General features: G+C 66.5%; 13 protein-coding genes, 7 tRNA genes and 1 pseudogene. 17 read left to right on the top strand and 4 right to left on the bottom strand.

What is annotated here, in order from left to right:
• Nucleotides 1-149: 149 nt before the first annotated feature.
• Nucleotides 150-1397 carry an MFS transporter gene (locus tag TGR7_RS04605; RefSeq protein WP_012637502.1) on the bottom strand — a complete coding sequence of 416 codons (1248 nt, stop codon included), beginning with the start codon at nt 1395-1397 and terminating at the stop codon, nt 150-152.
• A 338-nt stretch (nt 1398-1735) separates the two neighbouring features.
• Here TGR7_RS04605 and TGR7_RS04610 point away from each other — a divergent pair, with 338 nt between their 5' ends.
• The 3 genes from TGR7_RS04610 (at nt 1736) to TGR7_RS04620 (ending at nt 5139) form a co-directional block, all read left to right on the top strand.
• Nucleotides 1736-2917, top strand: a complete 1182-nt coding sequence (locus tag TGR7_RS04610) for an O-succinylhomoserine sulfhydrylase (RefSeq protein WP_012637503.1) — start codon at nt 1736-1738, stop codon at nt 2915-2917.
• Between the two features lie 12 nt (nt 2918-2929).
• The gene (locus tag TGR7_RS04615) at nt 2930-4192 is read left to right on the top strand and encodes a DUF4147 domain-containing protein (RefSeq protein ID WP_012637504.1); all 1263 of its coding nucleotides are present in this window, start codon (nt 2930-2932) and stop codon (nt 4190-4192) included.
• Between the two features lie 182 nt (nt 4193-4374).
• Nucleotides 4375-5139 (top strand): ferritin-like domain-containing protein, encoded by a 765-nt coding sequence (locus TGR7_RS04620; RefSeq protein WP_049764715.1) that lies wholly within the window; start codon nt 4375-4377, stop codon nt 5137-5139.
• A 95-nt stretch (nt 5140-5234) separates the two neighbouring features.
• On the opposite strand, the gene TGR7_RS04625 is transcribed toward TGR7_RS04620, so the two are convergent.
• On the bottom strand, nt 5235-5957 hold the full coding sequence (locus TGR7_RS04625) for a UDP-2,3-diacylglucosamine diphosphatase (protein WP_012637506.1): 723 nt from the start codon (nt 5955-5957) through the stop codon (nt 5235-5237).
• Nucleotides 5958-5966: 9 nt separating this feature from the next.
• Nucleotides 5967-6551 (bottom strand): peptidylprolyl isomerase, encoded by a 585-nt coding sequence (locus TGR7_RS04630; RefSeq protein ID WP_095206570.1) that lies wholly within the window; start codon nt 6549-6551, stop codon nt 5967-5969.
• A gap of 112 nt (nt 6552-6663) precedes the next feature.
• Here TGR7_RS04630 and gltX point away from each other — a divergent pair.
• Both gltX and cysS read left to right on the top strand, forming a co-directional pair.
• Nucleotides 6664-8086, top strand: a pseudogene (gene gltX, locus TGR7_RS04635) (glutamate--tRNA ligase).
• A gap of 8 nt (nt 8087-8094) precedes the next feature.
• Entirely contained in the window at nt 8095-9477 is a 1383-nt protein-coding gene (cysS, locus tag TGR7_RS04640) for a cysteine--tRNA ligase (protein WP_012637509.1), read from the top strand.
• Between the two features lie 183 nt (nt 9478-9660).
• Here cysS and folD read toward each other — a convergent pair whose 3' ends face one another.
• On the bottom strand, nt 9661-10518 hold the full coding sequence (gene folD / locus TGR7_RS04645; RefSeq protein ID WP_012637510.1) for a bifunctional methylenetetrahydrofolate dehydrogenase/methenyltetrahydrofolate cyclohydrolase FolD: 858 nt from the start codon (nt 10516-10518) through the stop codon (nt 9661-9663).
• 172 nt (nt 10519-10690) lie between these two features.
• Here folD and TGR7_RS04650 point away from each other — a divergent pair.
• From TGR7_RS04650 to TGR7_RS04705, 12 genes are all read left to right on the top strand, one after another.
• A tRNA-Pro gene (locus TGR7_RS04650) sits at nt 10691-10767 on the top strand.
• A 61-nt stretch (nt 10768-10828) separates the two neighbouring features.
• Nucleotides 10829-10905 (top strand) — tRNA-Arg (locus TGR7_RS04655).
• 40 nt (nt 10906-10945) lie between these two features.
• Nucleotides 10946-11021, top strand: a tRNA-His gene (locus tag TGR7_RS04660).
• A gap of 54 nt (nt 11022-11075) precedes the next feature.
• Nucleotides 11076-11151: transfer RNA gene (locus TGR7_RS04665), tRNA-Lys, on the top strand.
• Nucleotides 11152-11293: 142 nt separating this feature from the next.
• Nucleotides 11294-11378 (top strand) — tRNA-Leu (locus tag TGR7_RS04670).
• A gap of 82 nt (nt 11379-11460) precedes the next feature.
• Nucleotides 11461-12771 (top strand): trigger factor, encoded by a 1311-nt coding sequence (gene tig / locus TGR7_RS04675; protein WP_012637511.1) that lies wholly within the window; start codon nt 11461-11463, stop codon nt 12769-12771.
• Nucleotides 12768-13418, top strand: coding sequence for an ATP-dependent Clp endopeptidase proteolytic subunit ClpP (clpP, locus tag TGR7_RS04680; RefSeq protein ID WP_012637512.1), 651 nt, complete (start codon nt 12768-12770; stop codon nt 13416-13418). The genes tig and clpP overlap by 4 nt, the downstream gene beginning before the upstream one ends.
• A gap of 120 nt (nt 13419-13538) precedes the next feature.
• Nucleotides 13539-14816 (top strand): ATP-dependent Clp protease ATP-binding subunit ClpX, encoded by a 1278-nt coding sequence (clpX, locus tag TGR7_RS04685; RefSeq protein WP_012637513.1) that lies wholly within the window; start codon nt 13539-13541, stop codon nt 14814-14816.
• Nucleotides 14817-15022: 206 nt separating this feature from the next.
• Nucleotides 15023-17455 (top strand): endopeptidase La, encoded by a 2433-nt coding sequence (gene lon, locus TGR7_RS04690; RefSeq protein WP_012637514.1) that lies wholly within the window; start codon nt 15023-15025, stop codon nt 17453-17455.
• Between the two features lie 344 nt (nt 17456-17799).
• Nucleotides 17800-18072 (top strand): HU family DNA-binding protein, encoded by a 273-nt coding sequence (locus tag TGR7_RS04695; protein WP_012637515.1) that lies wholly within the window; start codon nt 17800-17802, stop codon nt 18070-18072.
• A gap of 12 nt (nt 18073-18084) precedes the next feature.
• Nucleotides 18085-18160, top strand: a tRNA-Val gene (locus tag TGR7_RS04700).
• Nucleotides 18161-18188: 28 nt separating this feature from the next.
• A tRNA-Asp gene (locus TGR7_RS04705) sits at nt 18189-18265 on the top strand.
• Nucleotides 18266-18310: the final 45 nt, after the last annotated feature.

Below are 18310 nucleotides of genomic sequence, written 5' to 3' on the forward strand. Positions count from 1 at the left end.
CAAAATTCAAGATTCAAAATTCAAAATTCAAAATTCAAAGGGAGGACGGCAACCGCTGTTTCCACCTTTGAATTTTGAATTTTGAATTTTGAATTTTGAATTTTGAATTTTGAATTTTGAATTTTGAATTTTGAATTTTGAATCTGTCCTCACCCCTTCAGATCCAGTTCCGGCTCGATCTCGGCGCGCGGATCCATCTCCGCGGCGACCGCCGAGGTGCGGGTCACGGGCACGAACTCCCCCTGCTCCTCGGAAGACACCGGGCGGTCGCTGCGGATGCGCTGCTGCACGAACAGGGCCAGCAGCACCAGCAGCACGCCCATCACCAGGGGCCAAACCCGGGTGTCGGTGAAATGCAGCACCAGACCGGTGAGGATCGGGCCCAGGGTGGCGCCGATGCCGTTGAGCAGCAGCAGGCCACGGGTGGCATCCAGCACCTGGCCCACGTCCACCCGGTCGTGGGTGTGGGCCACGCTCAGGGCATAGAGGGAGAAGGAGAAGCCGCCGTACAACACCGAGGCCACCAGCAGGCCGATCAGGGTGATGTCTGATACGGCGAAGATGGCCGTGGCGGCAATGGTGCCCAGCAGGCATACCATCACCAGCACCACGCGCCGGTCCCGGTTGTCGGAGAAGTGGCCGATGGGCCATTGCAGCAGGGCGCCGCCGAAGATCACCACGCTGATGAACAGCGCCACCCCCAGTGCGTCCAGCCCGATGGCGAGGGCATAGACCGCCGACAGACCCCAGAAGGTACCGGTGATCATGCCGGAAGTGAAGGAGCCCACGAAGCCCACAGGCGACTGGTGATAGAGGCGTACCAGGGGGAAGCGCGGCGTCTGCACCGGCACCGGCTGGGAGACCGGCGTAAGCGCCACCGGCAGCAGGCCCAGGGAGAACAGCATGCCCACCAGCACGAAGCTCGCCAGGCTGGAGGGGCCATAGGCCAGGATCAGGAACTGGCCCACGCCAAGGGCGACCAGGCTCACCATCATGTACACGGCGAACACCTGCCCGCGCTTGTGGCGCACCTGCTCGTTGAGCCAGCTCTCGATCACCATGTACAGGCCCAGCACCGAGATGCCGGTGATGACGCGCAGCACCCACCACACCACCGGATCCACCATCAGGCCGTGCAGCAGGGAGGCCACCGAGGCGGTGGAGGCCAGGGCGGCGAAGGCGCGGATGTGGCCCACCCGGCGGATCAGGGGCGGGCACAGGAAAGAGCCGAGAATGTAGCCGAGGAAGAAGGCGGACATGATCACGCCGATCAGCAGCTCCGAATAGCCCTCCAGGCCCGCGCGCAGGCCCAGCAGGGTGCCCAGCAGGCCGGAGCCGGCCAGCAGGATGCCCATGCCGAGCAGGAGTGAGTAGATGGAGGCGACGGTGGCAAACATGGCGGGTATTTCCGTGAACACAGGCGGCCGACGATCAAGGGCGCCATGGTAGTGGCTTGAAGACAGGACTGCGATGGCATTCGTCCCGCCCATTGGACCGGCGGTCTGTCATGAGTTCCCGCGCGGCGTCATTCCCTGCGTGACTGTTCGCTCGTGCCATAGGGCGGCCGTGCCCGCCGTTAGCCGCAGGTTCGCGGGCAGCAGGCGGCCATGGGCCGCCCTATGCGCTGTTCGTCCGCTTTATTTGACAGGCTTTCCCCCCTTACCTAGCATCGCCCGTCTGTCCCCGAATGTCACCGCCCGGCCGTGAGGCCGCGCCCCCTGATATGGAAGCCGAGATGAAAGATCCCCAGGATTACGCCTTCGAGACCCGCGCCGTGCGGGCCGGTCAGCACCGCACCAACGAGGGTGAGCACTCGGAGGCCATCTTCCCCACCTCCAGCTTCGTGTTCGAGAGCGCGGCCCAGGCGGCGGCCCGCTTCGGCGGCCAGGAGCCGGGCAACATCTACTCGCGCTTCACCAACCCCACGGTGCGCACCTTCGAGCAGCGCCTCGCGGCCATGGAGGGGGGCGAGGCCTGCGTGGGCACCGCCTCGGGCATGGCGGCGATCCTCGCCACCTGCATGGCACTGCTCAAGGCGGGCGATCACATCGTCTCCTCCAAGGCGGTGTTCGGCACCACCACCTCGCTGTTCAACACCTACCTTACCCGTTTCGGCGTGGCGGTGAGCTTCGTGCCGCTCGCGGATCTCGCCGCCTGGGAGGCGGCCATCCGCCCCGAGACGCGCATGCTGTACGTGGAATCCCCGTCCAACCCGCTCACCGAGCTGGTGGACATCCGCGCCCTGGCGGAGCTGGCCCACGCCCGGGGTTGCCTGCTGGTGGTGGACAACTGTTTCTGCACCCCGGCCCTGCAGCAGCCCCTGGCCCTGGGCGCCGACATCGTGATCCATTCCGCCACCAAGTACCTGGACGGCCAGGGCCGCTGCGTGGGCGGCGCGGTGGTGGGCGACGCGGAGCGGGTGGGCAAGGAGGTGTTCGGTTTCCTGCGCACCGCCGGCCCCACCATGAGCCCGTTCAACGCCTGGGTGTTCCTCAAGGGGCTCGAGACCCTGAGCCTGCGCATGCGCGCCCATTGCGAGAACGCCCTGGTGCTGGCCCGCTGGCTGGAATCCCTGCCCCAGGTGGAGCGGGTCTACTACCCGGGCCTGGAGAGCCATCCCCAGCACGATCTGGCCAAGCGCCAGCAGTCGGGCTTCGGCGGCATCGTCTCCTTCGAGGTCAAGGGCGGGCGCGAGGCGGCCTGGCGGGTGATCGACGCCACCGAGATGCTCTCCATCACCGCCAACCTGGGGGATGCCAAGACCACCATCACCCACCCGGCCACCACCACCCATGGCCGGCTGACGCCCGAGCAGCGGGAGGCCCAGGGCATCCGGGAGGGACTGATCCGGGTGGCGGTGGGCCTGGAAGCCATCGCGGACATCCAGAAGGATCTGGCTCGCGGCCTCGGCGGCTGACCGCCGCACGCCGTGATCCGGGCCGTCACCGCGCTGGACGACCCGCAGCTGCCGCTGGTGCTGCTGCGTGCGGCCCTGTCGGCGGTGGAGGGCCAGGCCGTGGTACGCCAGGCCCTGTCCGAGTCCCCGCCCGAGGGTCCCTGCCACGTCATCGCCCTGGGCAAGGCGGCCGCCGCCATGGCCCGGGGTGCCCGCTCGGTGCTGGACGGGGGGCTCGCCCGGGCCCTGGTGGTGAGCCGTCAGGGCCACCTGGATTTCACCCTGTGTTCCGATCCCCGCATCCGCTGCGTGGAGGCGGATCATCCCGTGCCGGGACCGCACAGCCTGGAGGCCGGCCGCCAGTTGCTGGCATTCATCGACTCGACCCCGGCCGATCAGTGCCTGCTGTTCCTGATCTCGGGGGGCACCTCGAGCCTGGTGGAGGTGCCGGTGTCCGGGGTGTGTGGCGAGCGCCTGGCGGCGCTCAACGACTGGCTCCTGGGGGCGGGCCTGGACATCGCCGTCATGAACCGGGTGCGCAGCGCCCTGTCCCGGATCAAGGGCGGCCGCCTGGGCCAGCGCCTGGCGGGGCGCAGGCTGCGCGCCCTGCTGATCTCCGACGTGCCCGGTGACGACCCGGCGGTGATCGGTTCGGGTCTGCTGGCGGCCGGTACGGTGCTTGCGCCCTGGCCTGTCCTACCGGCACATCTCGAATGGGTGGGACGCTGCGCCCAGCAGCCGCTGTTGCCCGCCGAGGTGCCCCGGTTTCCCCTGCGTGTGGTGGCGAACCTGGAACGGGCCTGCGCGGCGGTGGAGGCGGCGGCCCGGGATCAGGGTCTGCCCGTGTTCCGGCACCGGGAATTTCTCGAGGCCGAGGCGGCGGCCACCGGCGAGGCCCTGGCCCGGACGCTGCTGGATGCCGAGCCTGGCGTGCACATCTGGGGTGGCGAGACCCGGGTGACGCTCCCGCCCGAGCCCGGTCGCGGCGGGCGCAACCAGCACCTGGCCCTGGCGGCGGCACGGGTGCTGGCAGGCCATGACGGGGTGCGCCTGCTGGCCGCGGGCACCGACGGCTCCGACGGCAACAGCCTGGACGCCGGTGCCCTGGTGGATGGTGGCACAGTATCACGGGGCGAGGCAGTGGGGCTGGATGCCGCCGCCAGCCTGGAGAAGGCGGACTCCGGGCGTTTCCTGGGCGCCGCCGGTGACCTGATCCACACCGGCCCCACGGGCACCAACGTCATGGACCTGGTGATCGGCGTGGTGGCCGCTTCGCGGCCTGGCCGGGCTGAGTGACAGGACGCAAAGCGCGCAAAGACGCAGAGGTTCTTTATTCAAACCACTTTGCGTGCTCCGCGTCTCTGCGGCCTTCGCGTTGTCTCCACGAATCAAGATAAGACCGCATACCTGACGTGAACGAAGCAACCGACAGAACCGAGCCCGTGGCCTGCGTGCATACAGAGGCCTTCGCGGCGCTGATGCAGGCGGACCCGGCCACCAAGTGTCGTATGGCCATGGCCCTGCGCGCCCGCTGGCAGGCGGGGCGCGTGGCGCCGACACCGGATGCACCGGCACCCGGGCCGGTGCCGGTGCCCGGGCGTCCCGAACGCCCGCGCCTGGTGGACCCCATGGCCGTGCCCCGGCGCAAGCTCACCACGCCCCGGGGCCAGGCGGCCCTGGTGCACGCCATCGCCCACATCGAGTTCAACGCCATTAACCTGGCCCTGGATGCCGTCTACCGTTTCCGCGCACTGCCCGCCGACTATTACGGCGACTGGCTGCAGGTGGCTGACGAGGAGGCCCGACATTTCCTGATGCTGCGCCGGCGCCTGGAGGGACTGGGTCATGGCTACGGGGACTTCGACGCCCACAACGGCCTCTGGGACATGGCGGTGAAGACCGCCCACGACCCCCTGCTGCGCATGGCCCTGGTGCCCCGGGTGCTGGAGGCCCGGGGCCTGGACGTGACGCCGGGCATGATGGAACGCCTGCGCGTGGCCGGGGACCTGGAGACCGTGGAGATCCTGGAGGTGATCCTGCGCGAGGAGGTGGGCCACGTGGCCATCGGCACCCGCTGGTTCCGCTATCTCTGTGACCAGCGGGGCCTGGATGCGGACGCCACCTTCGGCGCGCTGATCGCCGAGTACATGCCCGGGCGCATCAAGCCGCCGTTTCACGAGGCGGCACGGCTGGAGGCGGGGTTTACGGAAGCGGAGATGGCGCTTTTGAAGGGCGAAGGGTGAACTGAAGTGCGAAGTGTGAATTGGGAAGTGGGAAAGCGAAGTGGGAAGTGTGAATTGGGAAGTCGGAAGTACAACCCAGCCACAACTTCGCACTTCTACCCGACTGTTTCCAGTTTCATCCCTTCCGGCGTCACCCGCAACATCCCGCCGGTCTCATACCAGTCCGCAAGCACCACCCGTTGGCATTGCCGGCTGTCCACGGTGAGCACGTGGATGGCGGGGCGGTGGGTGTGGCCGTGGATGAGCAGGTCCACCCCGTGGCGGCGCAGGGCGTCTTCCACGGCGCGGGGGCTCACGTCGGTGATCTCCGGTGACTTCATGCGCCCGTTCTCGCGACTCTTGGCGCGCATGGCCTCGGCCTCGGCGCGGCGACTGGCCAGGGGACGGGCCAGGAAGGCCTGCTGCCAGGTGCCGTCGCGCACCATGTCCCGGAAGGCCATGTACTCGTGGTCGTCCAGGCACAGGTTGTCGCCGTGCATGAGCAGGGCGGGGCGGCCGTAGAGGTCCACCACCGTCTCCTCGGCGAGAAGGCGCATGCCGGTACGCGCGGCGAAGTCCTCGCCCAGCAGGAAGTCGCGGTTGCCGTGGGCGAAGTACACCGGCACGCCGGCCTCGGTGAGGCTGCGCAGGGCGGCGGCGACGCCCCCCAGGTGAGGGGCGTCGTCGTCGTCACCGATCCAGTATTCGAACAGGTCGCCCAGGATGTAGAGGGCGTCGGCCTCCCGGGCCTGCTCGTGCAGGAAGCGTTCGAACAGGGCCAGGATCTGCGGACGTTCCCTGTCCAGGTGCAGGTCCGAGATGAACAGGGTCTGGGGCACGACCCGCAATCAGTTCGCGGGGGCGACCCGGGTCATGACCACCGGCTCCACCGGCACGTCCTGGTGCATGCCGCGGTTGCCGGTGGCAACGCCCTCGATGGCCTTCACCACGTCCATGCCCTCGACCACCTTGCCGAACACCGCGTAGCCCCAGCCCTGCTGGGTCTCGGACTGGAAGTCCAGGAAGCGGTTGTGCTTGACGTTGATGAAGAACTGGGCGGTGGCGGAGTGGGGGTTGGGGGTGCGCGCCATGGCCAGGGTGCCCACCTCGTTGCTCAGCCCGTTGCTGGCCTCGTTCTTGATCGGGTCGCGGGTGGGCTTCTGGGACATGTCGGCGGTGAAGCCGCCGCCTTGGATCATGAAGCCGGGGATCACCCGGTGAAAGATGGTGCCGTCGAAGAAGCCGTCGTTCACGTACTGCATGAAGTTGGCCACGGTCTCGGGGGCCTTGTCGGCGAACAGTTCGACGACGATGGTGCCCTTGCTGGTTTCGATGCTGACTTTGGGGTTGTGGTTATCGGCCATTGCGAGGCTTCCTAGGGTTACGGACAGCAGCAGGCCCAGGCTCAGGAGCTGTCGGATCAGGTTTTTCATGGGGTGGTATTCCGTGGGTTAACCGGAAGAGCCTGAATCATAGCCTCTGGAGAGAGGCGGCGAAACCTGCCGGCTTTGTTGTGTGACCGGGTTTTTCGCTACCATTCGCGCCATGTCAGCCACCCCCGTCAAGACCCGCTTCGCGCCGAGCCCCACCGGGCTCCTGCATCTGGGCAACCTGCGCACCGCACTGTTCAGCGCCCTGCTGGCCCGCCGGGAGGGCGGGATCTTCCTGCTGCGCATCGAGGATACGGATGCCGCCCGCAGCCGCGACGAGCACGTGGGCGACCTCATGGAGGACCTGCGCTGGCTGGGCCTGCACTGGCAGGAGGGGCCGGAGGTGGGCGGCCCCCACGGCCCCTACGTGCAGTCCGAGCGCGCCGGGATCTATGCCGAGGATTACCAGCGCCTGGAGACGGCCGGGCTGGCTTATCCCTGTTTCTGCAGCGAGGCGAGCCTCAAGCTCTCCCGCAAGGCCCAGCTGGCCGCCGGCCAGCCGCCCCGCTACCCGGGCACCTGTTCACACCTGTCACCGGACGAGGTGCAGGCCAGGCTGGCCCAGGGCCTCAAGCCCACCCTGCGCTTCCGGGTGCCCGCCGGGCGGCAGCTGCGCTTCGAGGACCTGGTGCGCGGCGAGCAGCGTTTCGACACCGACACCATCGGCGACTTCGTCATCCGTCGTTCCGACGGCACGCCGGCGTTCTTCTTCAGCAACGCCGTGGACGACGCCATGATGGGCGTGACCCACGTGCTGCGCGGCGAGGACCACCTGGCCAACACCCCGCGCCAGATGCTCATCCTGGAGGCCCTGAGCCTGCCCTTGCCCCGCTACGGCCATATCTCCCTGATCCTGGGCGAGGACGGCGGACCCCTGTCCAAGCGCCTGGGCGCGCTCAGCCTGCGGGAACTGCGTGCCCGGGGCTACCTGCCCCGGGCGGTGCTCAATCACCTGGCGCGCCTGGGCCACCACTATGAGGTCGACGGCCTCATGGACCTGGACGCCCTGGCCCGGGACTTCGACACCGCGCGCCTGGGTCGGGCGCCGGCCCGCCACGACCCGGTGCAGCTGGATCACTGGCAGCATCTGGCGGTGCTGGCCCTGTCCGAGGCCGAGCTGGAGCGTTGGCTGGGAGAGGGCCTGGCGGACGTGGTGCCGGAGGGCGCCCGGGAGGCCTTCCTCAAGGTGTTGCGTGATAACATCCGCTTCCCCGGCGAGGCCCGGGACTGGGCCCGGCGCCTGTTCGGTCATCCCCCCGAGGTCGATGCCCCCCGGGCGCGACGCCATGGAACTGGCCGGGCGCCGGTTCTTCACCGCCGCGCTCGCGGCCCTGGACCCTGCGCCGGCCGATTTCCGGGAACTGGCCCGGCGGGTGGGGGAGGCCACCGGCGCCAAGGGTCGGCACCTGTTCATGCCCCTGCGCGCGGCACTGACGGGTCTGAGTCACGGCCCGGAGATGCGCGACCTCTGGCCCCTGCTGGGTCCCGAGCGGGTGGCCGAGCGTTTCACCGCCGCCCGTGACTCACTGCCCCACTGAGATCCCCCATGCTGCAGATCCACAACAGCCTGACCCGCCGCAAGGAAACCTTCACCCCCATGGAGCCCGGGCGCGTGCGCATGTACGTGTGCGGCATGACCGTCTACGACTACTGCCACCTGGGCCACGCCCGGGTGCTGGTGGTGTTCGACGTGGTCTACCGCTACCTCAAGGCCCTGGGGTTTGATGTCACCTACATCCGCAACATCACCGACATCGACGACAAGATCATCCGGCGGGCGGCGGAAAACGGCGAGGACATCCGCGCGCTCACCGACCGTTTCATTGCGGCCATGCACGAGGACGCTGAAGCCCTGGGCGTGCTGCCGCCGAGCGCCGAGCCCCGGGCGACCGAGCACATCGACGGCATGCTGGCCATGATCGGCACCCTGGTGGAGCGGGGCTATGCCTATGCCGGCGACAACGGCGACGTCTACTACGCAGTGGCGAAGTTCGAGCCCTACGGCCGGCTCTCCGGCAAGCGCCTCGAGGACCTGCGCGCCGGAGAGCGGGTGGCCCCCGACGAGGCCAAGCGCGACCCCCTGGACTTCGTGCTGTGGAAGGCCGCCAAGCCCGGCGAGCCCGCCTGGGACTCCCCCTGGGGGCCGGGCCGGCCTGGCTGGCACATCGAGTGCTCGGCCATGTCCACCCATTATCTGGGCAATCACTTCGACATCCACGGCGGCGGCCAGGACCTGCAGTTCCCGCACCACGAGAACGAGATCGCCCAGAGCGAGGCGGCCACCTGCGAGCACTTCGTCAACTACTGGATGCACAACGGCTTCGTGCGCGTGAACGAGGAGAAGATGTCCAAGTCCCTCGGCAACTTCTTCACCGTGCGCGAGGTGCTGGCCCGCTACCCGGCGGAGGTGGTGCGCTATTTCATCCTTTCCAGCCACTACCGCAGCCCGCTCAACTACTCCGACGAGCCCCTGGATGCGGCCCGCGCCGGCCTGACCCGGCTCTACACCGCCCTGCGGGGTGTGCAGGCCGTGGACCCGGCCGGGCAGGGCGAGGGCTACCGGCGCCGCTTCCAGGCGGCCATGGACGATGACTTCAACACCCCGGTGGCTATGGCCGTGCTGTTTGATATCGCCCGGGAGCTCAATCGCCTGCGGGACGAGGACCCGGCCGGGGCGGCGCCCCTGGCGGGGCTGCTGCGGGAGCTGGGTGGGATGCTCGGCCTGCTGGCGGGGGACCCGGAGGCCTTCCTCAAGGGCGGCGAGGCCGGTGATCTGGACGAGGCGGCCATCGAGGCCCTGATCGCCCAGCGCCTGGCGGCCAGGAAGGCGAAGGACTTCGCCGAGGCCGACCGCATCCGCGACGAACTGGCAGGACAGGGGGTCGTGCTGGAAGACGGCCCGGGCGGGACCACCTGGCGGCGGGGGTAACGGGGCGGTACACCGGAGTCAACGCAGAGGACGCAGAGACGCAGAGAACGCAAAGGTTTGTGTGTTCAATACACGCATGAAAAAAGGGCCCCGGGGGCCCTTTTTTCATGCGTATAAAGCGGTGGATCTCTGCGCCCTTTGCGTCTCTGCGCCCTCTGCGTTCCCAGCCGCACCCTAGCAACATCACCTGCCGAGACGCGACTCATACGACTGGATCGTGTTCTTCATGAGCATGGCCACGGTCATGGGCCCGACGCCGCCCGGGACCGGGGTGATCCAGGCGGCGCGCTCGGCGGCGGCTGCGAAGCTCACGTCACCCACCAGGCGGCCGTCCTCCAGGCGGTTCATGCCCACGTCGATCACCGTGGCGCCGGGTTTGATCCACTCCCCGGGCACCAGGTCCGGCCGGCCCACGGCCACCACCACGATGTCGGCACGGGCCACGTGCTCGGCGGTGTCGGTGGTGAAGCGGTGGCACACGGTCACCGTGGCGCCGGCCAGCATCAGCTCCAGGGCCATGGGCCGGCCGACGATGTTGGAGGCGCCCACCACCACCGCGTTGCGGCCCTTGTAGACCTCGCCCGTGCTGTCCAGCAGGCGCATCACCCCGTAGGGGGTGCAGGGGCGCAGGGTGGGCAGGCGCACCGCCAGGCGGCCCACGTTATAGGGGTGGAAGCCGTCCACGTCCTTGGCCGGATCGATGCGCTCGATTACCGTCTCGGTGTCGAAATGGGCGGGCAGGGGCAGCTGCACCAGGATGCCGTCCACGGCGGGGTCGGCGTTGAGTGCGTCGATGAGGTCCAGCAGGACCGACTGGGGCGTGTCGGCGGGCAGGTCGTGGGAACGGGATTCGATGCCCAGGGCCTCGCAGGTGCGCCGCTTGTTGCGCACGTAGACCTGGGAGGCGGGATTCTCGCCCACCAGCACCACCGCCAGTCCCGGCGCCCGCCGCCCCTGGGCGGTGTGCCGCTCGACCGCCTGGCGGACTTCCTCGTGCACCTGTTGGGCCACCTGGCGTCCGTCGATCAGTCTGGCGGTCATAGGGTTCAATCCTGGTAAATTTGAGCGGGCGCAAATTCTCGCATGGCCCCCCTGTTTGCCACAAGAAACGAGGGGCTGAACGCGTTGACGGGGGCGGCGCTCGACGGGTATGATGCGCAGCTTCTCCGCAACGCAGGGCCGCTAGCTCGTGTGCGGCCAGCACTCGGTTTTCCGGGGTATAGCGCAGTCTGGTAGCGCGCCTGCTTTGGGAGCAGGATGTCGGGGGTTCGAATCCCTCTACCCCGACCATTAGCTCCAGGTCAGGGGCTCCAGGGCCGGGGGCTCCCGGGGCCCGTGGCGGAAACGAACTGCGCCCGTAGCTCAACCGGATAGAGCATCGGCCTTCTAAGCCGAGGGTTGCAGGTTCGAGTCCTGCCGGGCGCGCCATTCATGAGGGCCGGCTGGCGGGGTCAGGCGGTTCATTATGGTGGCTGTAGCTCAGGTGGTAGAGCCCCGGATTGTGATTCCGGTTGTCGTGGGTTCGAGTCCCATCAGCCACCCCATATCCGTTATGCGGAACAACCACGCGATCCGTGTGGTCGTACCGGAAGGTTTCCGGGCCGTTAGCTCAATTGGTAGAGCAGTGGACTCTTAATCCATTGGTTGTAGGTTCAAGTCCTACACGGCCCACCATTCCTGCGAAGGGCCCGGCGCGAAGGCGCCGGGCCCTTTTGCGTTTTGGGCAGCCGATGCTTACGCGTCGGCGGGGTATCGGGGTACAATTACCCGTTTACTGCCGCCGCAACGGGTGCGCTCTGTGCGCGGGGTGGCCACAGCGAAAGTGGCGGAACTGGTAGACGCGCTGGATTTAGGTTCCAGTGGGGGAACCCGTGAGAGTTCGAGTCTCTCCTTTCGCACCAGATTGACACACCGGGCGCGCGCCACGCGGGCGGGCCCGGTCACACAAGTTATTCAAGAGAATTTCCGAGAGGAACCTTCGACATGCAAGTCTCAGTGGAAACCGTCAGCAACCTGCAGCGCCGAATGACCGTCCAGGTCCCCTCCGAGCGCATCGAGCAGGAGGTGGATCGTCGTCTCAAATCCCTCGCCAGGCGCGTCAAGATCGACGGCTTTCGCCCCGGCAAGGTACCCCTGAAGGTGGTGCAGCAGCGCTACGGCGCTGGCGTGTTCCAGGAAGTGGTGGGCGAGGTGCTGCAGAGCTCCTATCAGGAGGCGCTGCTGCAGGAGAAGCTCGAGCCCGCCGGCAGCCCCAGCATCGAGCCCAAGCCCCTGGAGCCGGGCAAGGGCCTGGAATATACCGCCACCTTCGATGTATTCCCCAAGGTGGAGATCGCTGATCTGAGCGACGTGGCCGTGGAGCGGCCCAGGGTGGAGGTCAGCGACGCCGATGTGGACAAGGTGATCGAGACCCTGCGCCGTCAGCGCAAGGAATTCGTCGCCGTGGATCGGGCCGCCCAGAAGGGCGACCAGGTGATCGTCGACTTTGACGGCAGCCTCGACGGCGAGGCCTTCGAGGGCGGCAAGGGCGAGGCCATGCCGGTGGAGCTGGGCGAGGGTCGCATGCTGGCCGCCTTCGAGGACCAGCTCAACGGCATGAAGCCCGGCGACGAGAAGACCATCGACGTGCCCTTCCCGGAGGATTACCCGGCGGAGAACCTCAAGGGCAAGACCGCCCAGTTCGCCATCAAGGTGCGCGAGGTGAAGGAGCCCACCCTGCCGGAAGTGGACGAGGCCTTCGCCAAGTCCTTCGGCATCGAGGAGGGCGGCGTCGAGAAGCTGCGCGAGGACGTGCGCGCCAACATGGAGCGCGAGGTGGCCCAGGCGCTGAAGGCCAAGGTCAAGGACCAGGTCATGCAGGCCCTGTTCAAGGCCCATCCCCTGGAGCTGCCCGAGGCCTTGGTGAAGGACGAGATCGAGCGTCTGCGCCAGCAGGCCCTGTCCCGCTTCGGCGGCCAGGTCAAGCCGGAGAACTTCCCCGACGAGGTGTTTCGCGAGGAGGCCGTGCGCCGCGTGTCCCTGGGCCTGATCATCCGTGAACTGGTCGCGAGCAAGGGCATGAAGGTGGACGCCGGCCGGGTCAAGGCGGAGCTGGAGGCCATGGCCGCCGGCTACGAGGACCCCAGGCAGGTGATAGACTATTATCGTAACAACCGTCAGGCCCAGAGCGGCCTGGAGGCCATGGTGCTGGAAGACCAGGTGGTGGACTTCGTGGTGGAGCAGGGCAAGGCCACCGACAAGCCCATGAGCTTCGACGAACTCATGAATCCCCGTAAGGAGGGTGCATCCGAATGAGCAATCAGGGCATTGGCGACCGCGGCGCACTGGACACCCGGGCGTTGAACCTGGTCCCCATGGTGGTCGAGCAGACCGCCCGGGGCGAGCGGGCCTATGACATCTACTCCCGGCTGCTCAAGGAGCGGGTGATCTTCGCCGTGGGTCCCGTGGAGGACTACATGGCCAACGTGATCGTGGCCCAGTTGTTATTCCTGGAGTCCGAGAACCCGGACAAGGACATCAGCCTGTACATCAACTCTCCCGGCGGCGCCGTGACCGCCGGCATGGCCATCTACGACACCATGCAGTTCATCAAGCCGGACGTCTCCACCCTGTGCATCGGCCAGGCGGCCAGCATGGGCGCGGTGCTGCTGGCCGGTGGTGCCAAGGGCAAGCGTTTCTGCCTGCCCCATTCCCGGGTGATGATCCATCAGCCCCTGGGCGGTTTCCAGGGCCAGGCCACCGACATCGACATCCATGCCCGCGAGATCCTGAAGGTGCGTGCCGAACTGAACCGCATCCTGGCCCATCACACCGGCCAGAGCATCGAGCAGATCGAGCAGGACACGGAACGTGATCGGTTCCTCAATCCTGTCGAGGCTGCGGAGTACGGTCTGATCGACCAGGTGCTCTCCAGCCGTGAGATGGCGGAGCAGGCCGGCTGAGCCGGCCCTGTCCTGGCAACAACACCGGTTGTCGGTGCACGCTAAAACCCTGTCTTTATCCGGCTTGCATCCCGGCGGGAAAAGTAGCAAGGTGGTTTCAAAGCATTTAGAGGCCTGCCGATGAGCGACAACAAGATGAAAGATTCCGATAGCGGCAAGCTGCTGTACTGTTCCTTCTGCGGCAAGAGCCAGCACGAGGTCCGCAAGCTCATCGCGGGTCCTTCCGTGTTCATCTGTGATGAATGCGTCGAGCTCTGCAACGACATCATCCGTGAGGAGATGCAGGAGCAGGGCGCTGCCGTGGGCGACAAACTGCCCAAGCCCCACGAGATCAAGAAGATCCTCGACGAGTACGTGATCGGTCAGGATCGCGCCAAGAAGATCCTGGCCGTGGCGGTGTACAACCACTACAAGCGTCTCGAGGCCCGCAACTCGAAGGACGAGGTGGAACTTGCCAAGAGCAACATCCTGCTCATCGGCCCCACCGGTTCCGGCAAGACCCTGCTCGCCGAGACCCTGGCCCGTCTTCTGAACGTGCCCTTCACCATCGCCGACGCCACCACGCTCACCGAGGCGGGCTACGTGGGCGAGGACGTGGAGAACATCATCCAGAAGCTGCTGCAGAAGTGCGACTACGACGTGGAGAAGGCCCAGACGGGTATCGTCTACATCGACGAGATCGACAAGATCTCCCGCAAGGCCGACAACCCCTCCATCACCCGTGACGTCTCCGGCGAGGGTGTGCAGCAGGCCCTGCTGAAACTGATCGAGGGCACCATCGCCTCGGTGCCTCCCCAGGGCGGTCGCAAGCATCCCCAGCAGGAATTCCTGCAGGTGGACACCCACAACATCCTGTTCATCGTCGGCGGCGCCTTCGCCGGCCTGGACAAGGTGATCCGCGACCGTACCGAGAAGGGTGGCATCGGCTTCTCCGCCAAGGTCAAGAGCAAGGAGGAGAAGGGGCCCGTCTCCAGGACCCTGTCCGGCGTGGAGCCGGAGGACCTGATCAAGTACGGCCTGATCCCCGAGTTCGTGGGCCGTCTGCCGGTGGTGGCGACACTGGAGGAACTGGACGAGGACGCCCTGATCCAGATCCTCACCGAGCCCAAGAACGCCCTGACCAAGCAGTACGGCAAGCTGTTCGAGATGGAAGGGGTGGATATCGAGTTCCGGGAAGACGCCCTGCGCGCGGTGGCCGCCAAGGCCATGGAGCGCAAGACCGGTGCCCGGGGTCTGCGCACCATCCTGGAGCAGGTGCTGTTGGACACCATGTACGATCTGCCCTCCACGGAGAACGTCTCCAAGGTGGTGATCGACGACGCGGTGATCCGGGGCGAGGCCAAGCCCTACCTCATCTACGAGAATTCCGACTATCAGAAGGCAGCCGCTTCCGACTGACCGCTGCGCCCCGTGGCCGAGCCACGGGGCGGGCCCGGACGCCCCGCAGCGGGGCGAGGTTCGGGCATGTGTCCCGACGGCCTGTCCGGGACCCTTGATTTCCTCCCCGACCTCCCCCATCAATAGACCTGACCCCACTCCTTCGGAGCGGGTTCGGCCCGGCGACGCCCGGGTTCACCGCCCCGACTGACCAGAGAAAACATCCCATGACGGATTCCGACGACAAGACCCAGGCTGCCACCCAGGACCCCTTGCAGGCTGTCCCTGTCCTGCCCCTGCGGGACGTGGTGGTCTATCCCCACATGGTCATCCCCCTGTTCGTGGGTCGCGAGAAGTCCATCCGGGCCCTGGATGCGGCCATGGCCAACAACAAGCAGATCCTGCTGGTGGCCCAGCAGAGTGCCGAGGTGGACGAGCCGTCCGCCGACGAGATCCACCGCATCGGCACCCTCTCCACCATCCTCCAGCTGCTCAAGCTCCCCGACGGCACCATCAAGGTGCTGGTGGAGGGTTCCGAGCGCGCCCGCATCGTGGACCTGGTGGACAGCGAAGAGCACTTCGCCGCGCGCATCGCGGTGATCGAGCCCGACAGGGCCCTGGACGAGCGTGAGGTGGAGGTGCTGACCCGTTCGGTGCTCAACCTGTTCGACCAGTACGTGAAGCTCAACAAGAAGATCCCGCCGGAGATCCTCACCTCCCTGGCCGGCATCGACGACCCCGCGCGCCTGGCGGACACCATCGCCGCGCACATGTCGCTCAAGCTGGACGAGAAGCAGAAGATCCTGGAGATCCAGGACGTGCGTGCACGCCTGGAGCACCTCATGTCCCTGATCGAGGGCGAGATCGACATCCTGCAGATCGAGAAGCGCATCCGCGGCCGCGTCAAGCAGCAGATGGAGAAGAGCCAGCGCGAGTACTACCTCAACGAGCAGATGAAGGCCATCCAGAAGGAGCTGGGCGACCTGGAAGATGCCCCCAATGAGGCGGAAGAGCTGGCCCGCAAGATCGAGAAGGCCGGCATGTCCAAGGAGGCCAAGCAGAAGGCCACCGCGGAACTGAACAAGCTCAAGATGATGTCGCCCATGTCGGCCGAGGCCACCGTGGTGCGCAACTACATCGACTGGCTGGTGAGCGTGCCATGGAAGAAAAAGTCCAAGGTGCGCAACGATATCGCCGAGGCCCAGCGGGTCCTGGACGAGGACCACTACGGCCTGGAGAAGGTCAAGGAACGCATCCTCGAGTATCTGGCCGTGCAGCAGCGGGTGAAGAAGCTCAAGGGCCCGATCCTGTGCCTGGTGGGGCCCCCGGGCGTGGGCAAGACCTCGCTCGGTCGCTCCATCGCCCGGGCCACCAACCGCAAGTTCACCCGCATGTCCCTGGGTGGCGTGCGTGACGAGGCCGAGATCCGCGGCCATCGCCGCACCTACATCGGTTCGCTGCCGGGCAAGATCGTGCAGAACCTGTCCAAGGTGGGCACGCGCAACCCGCTGTTCCTGCTCGACGAGATCGACAAGATGGCCATGGATTTCCGTGGCGATCCGGCCTCGGCCCTGCTGGAGGTGCTGGACCCGGAACAGAACCTCAACTTCAACGATCACTACCTGGAGGTGGATTTCGACCTCTCCGACGTGATGTTCGTGGCCACTGCCAACAGCATGAATATCCCCGGGCCCCTGCTGGACCGCATGGAGGTGATCCGTCTGCCCGGCTACACGGAGGACGAGAAGACCAGCATCGCCATGAATTATCTGGTGCCCAAGCAGACCAGGAACAACGGTCTGAGCGAGGACGAACTGTCCATCAGCGAGGCGGCCATCCGCGACATCGTGCGTTACTACACCCGCGAGGCGGGCGTGCGCAACCTGGAACGGGAGATCTCCAAGGTCTGCCGCAAGGTGGTCAAGACCCACCTGCTCAAGGCCTCCGAGCGCAAGACCAGCATCACGCCCAAGAACCTGGACAAGTACCTGGGCGTACGTCGCTTCCGTTATGGGATGGCCGAGGAGAAGGACCAGGTGGGCCAGGTCACTGGTCTGGCCTGGACCGAGGTGGGCGGCGAGCTGCTCACCATCGAGTCCGCGGTGGTACCTGGCAAGGGCAAGATCCAGCACACCGGCAAGCTGGGCGACGTGATGCAGGAATCCATCCAGGCGGCCCTCACCGTGGTGCGCAGCCGCGCCGGGGTGCTGGGTATTTCTGAGGACTTCCACGAGAAGAAGGACATCCACATCCACGTGCCCGAGGGCGCCACGCCCAAGGACGGTCCCAGCGCCGGCATCGGCATGTGCACGGCCCTGGTCTCGGCGCTCACCGGCATCCCGGTGCGGGCCAACGTGGCCATGACCGGCGAGATCACCCTGCGCGGCGAGGTGCTGCCCATCGGCGGTCTCAAGGAGAAGCTGCTCGCGGCCCATCGCGGCGGCATCACCACGGTGGTGATCCCCGAGGAGAACGAGAAGGATCTGGTTGATATTCCGAAGAATATCAAGAGCCGCCTGGATATCCGGCCGGTGCGCTGGATCGATCAGGTGCTGGAGATCGCGCTCACCGAGATGCCCGAGGCGGCGCACGCGGCGGCCGAGGCCAAGCGGGTGGAGAAACCTGCCGAAGGCAAGCGCCGCAGCGTGCCTCACCACTGATCCGCTTGCGGTTCATGACAGCGACGCGGGCCTTCGGGCCCGCGTCTTGCTTGATATTCACCACCATGGGGCGTTCCGGGGTTCCGCCTGCGTCACACTTTTCTGCTTGCCCCGCAAATACCGACGGATGGCGCCCGAGTCGTGTTGACAGCTTTTGAAGGCGCTTGGTATAAAGTTCGCGATTCACACGTTTTCCTTATAACAAGATCCACCATTGGGGAATCCGCCAGCACTCTGCCAGCGCCCAGTTCCTGCGACACGGCGCGCGGAGTCCGTTATCTTCCCGCCTTGTCGAGCCCCGTGAAGCGGGGTTGCCCATTTGCTTAACCGAAAGGAATGCATGAATGAATAAATCCGAACTCATTGACGCCATCGCCGCCTCCTCCGATCTGCCCAAGGCCCAGGCCGCCCGTGCCGTGGATGCCATGATCGACGTGATCTCCGGCGCCCTGAAGAACGGCGACCAGGTGACCATCGTGGGCTTCGGCACCTTCCTGGTGCGCGAGCGCGAGGCGCGTACCGGCCGCAATCCCCGCACCGGTGAAACCATCCAGATCGCTGCCTCCAAAATGCCCAGCTTCAAGGCTGGTAAAGGCCTGAAGGATGCAGTAAACTAGCGCGCCTTCAACGGGTGCTTAGCTCAGCTGGTAGAGCGTCGCCCTTACAAGGCGAATGTCGGGGGTTCGATCCCCTCAGCACCCACCAAGGTGCAAGGTTTTGTGTTTGAAGAAATGGAGTGGTAGTTCAGCTGGTTAGAATACCGGCCTGTCACGCCGGGGGTCGCGGGTTCGAGTCCCGTCCACTCCGCCACGTTGAAAAGGGTGCCTCTGGCACCCTTTTTTTTGTCCTTCTCCC

It is taken from the genome of Thioalkalivibrio sulfidiphilus HL-EbGr7, from assembly GCF_000021985.1.
In the GTDB taxonomy this organism is placed as follows: Bacteria; Pseudomonadota; Gammaproteobacteria; order Ectothiorhodospirales; family Ectothiorhodospiraceae; genus Thioalkalivibrio_A; species Thioalkalivibrio_A sulfidiphilus.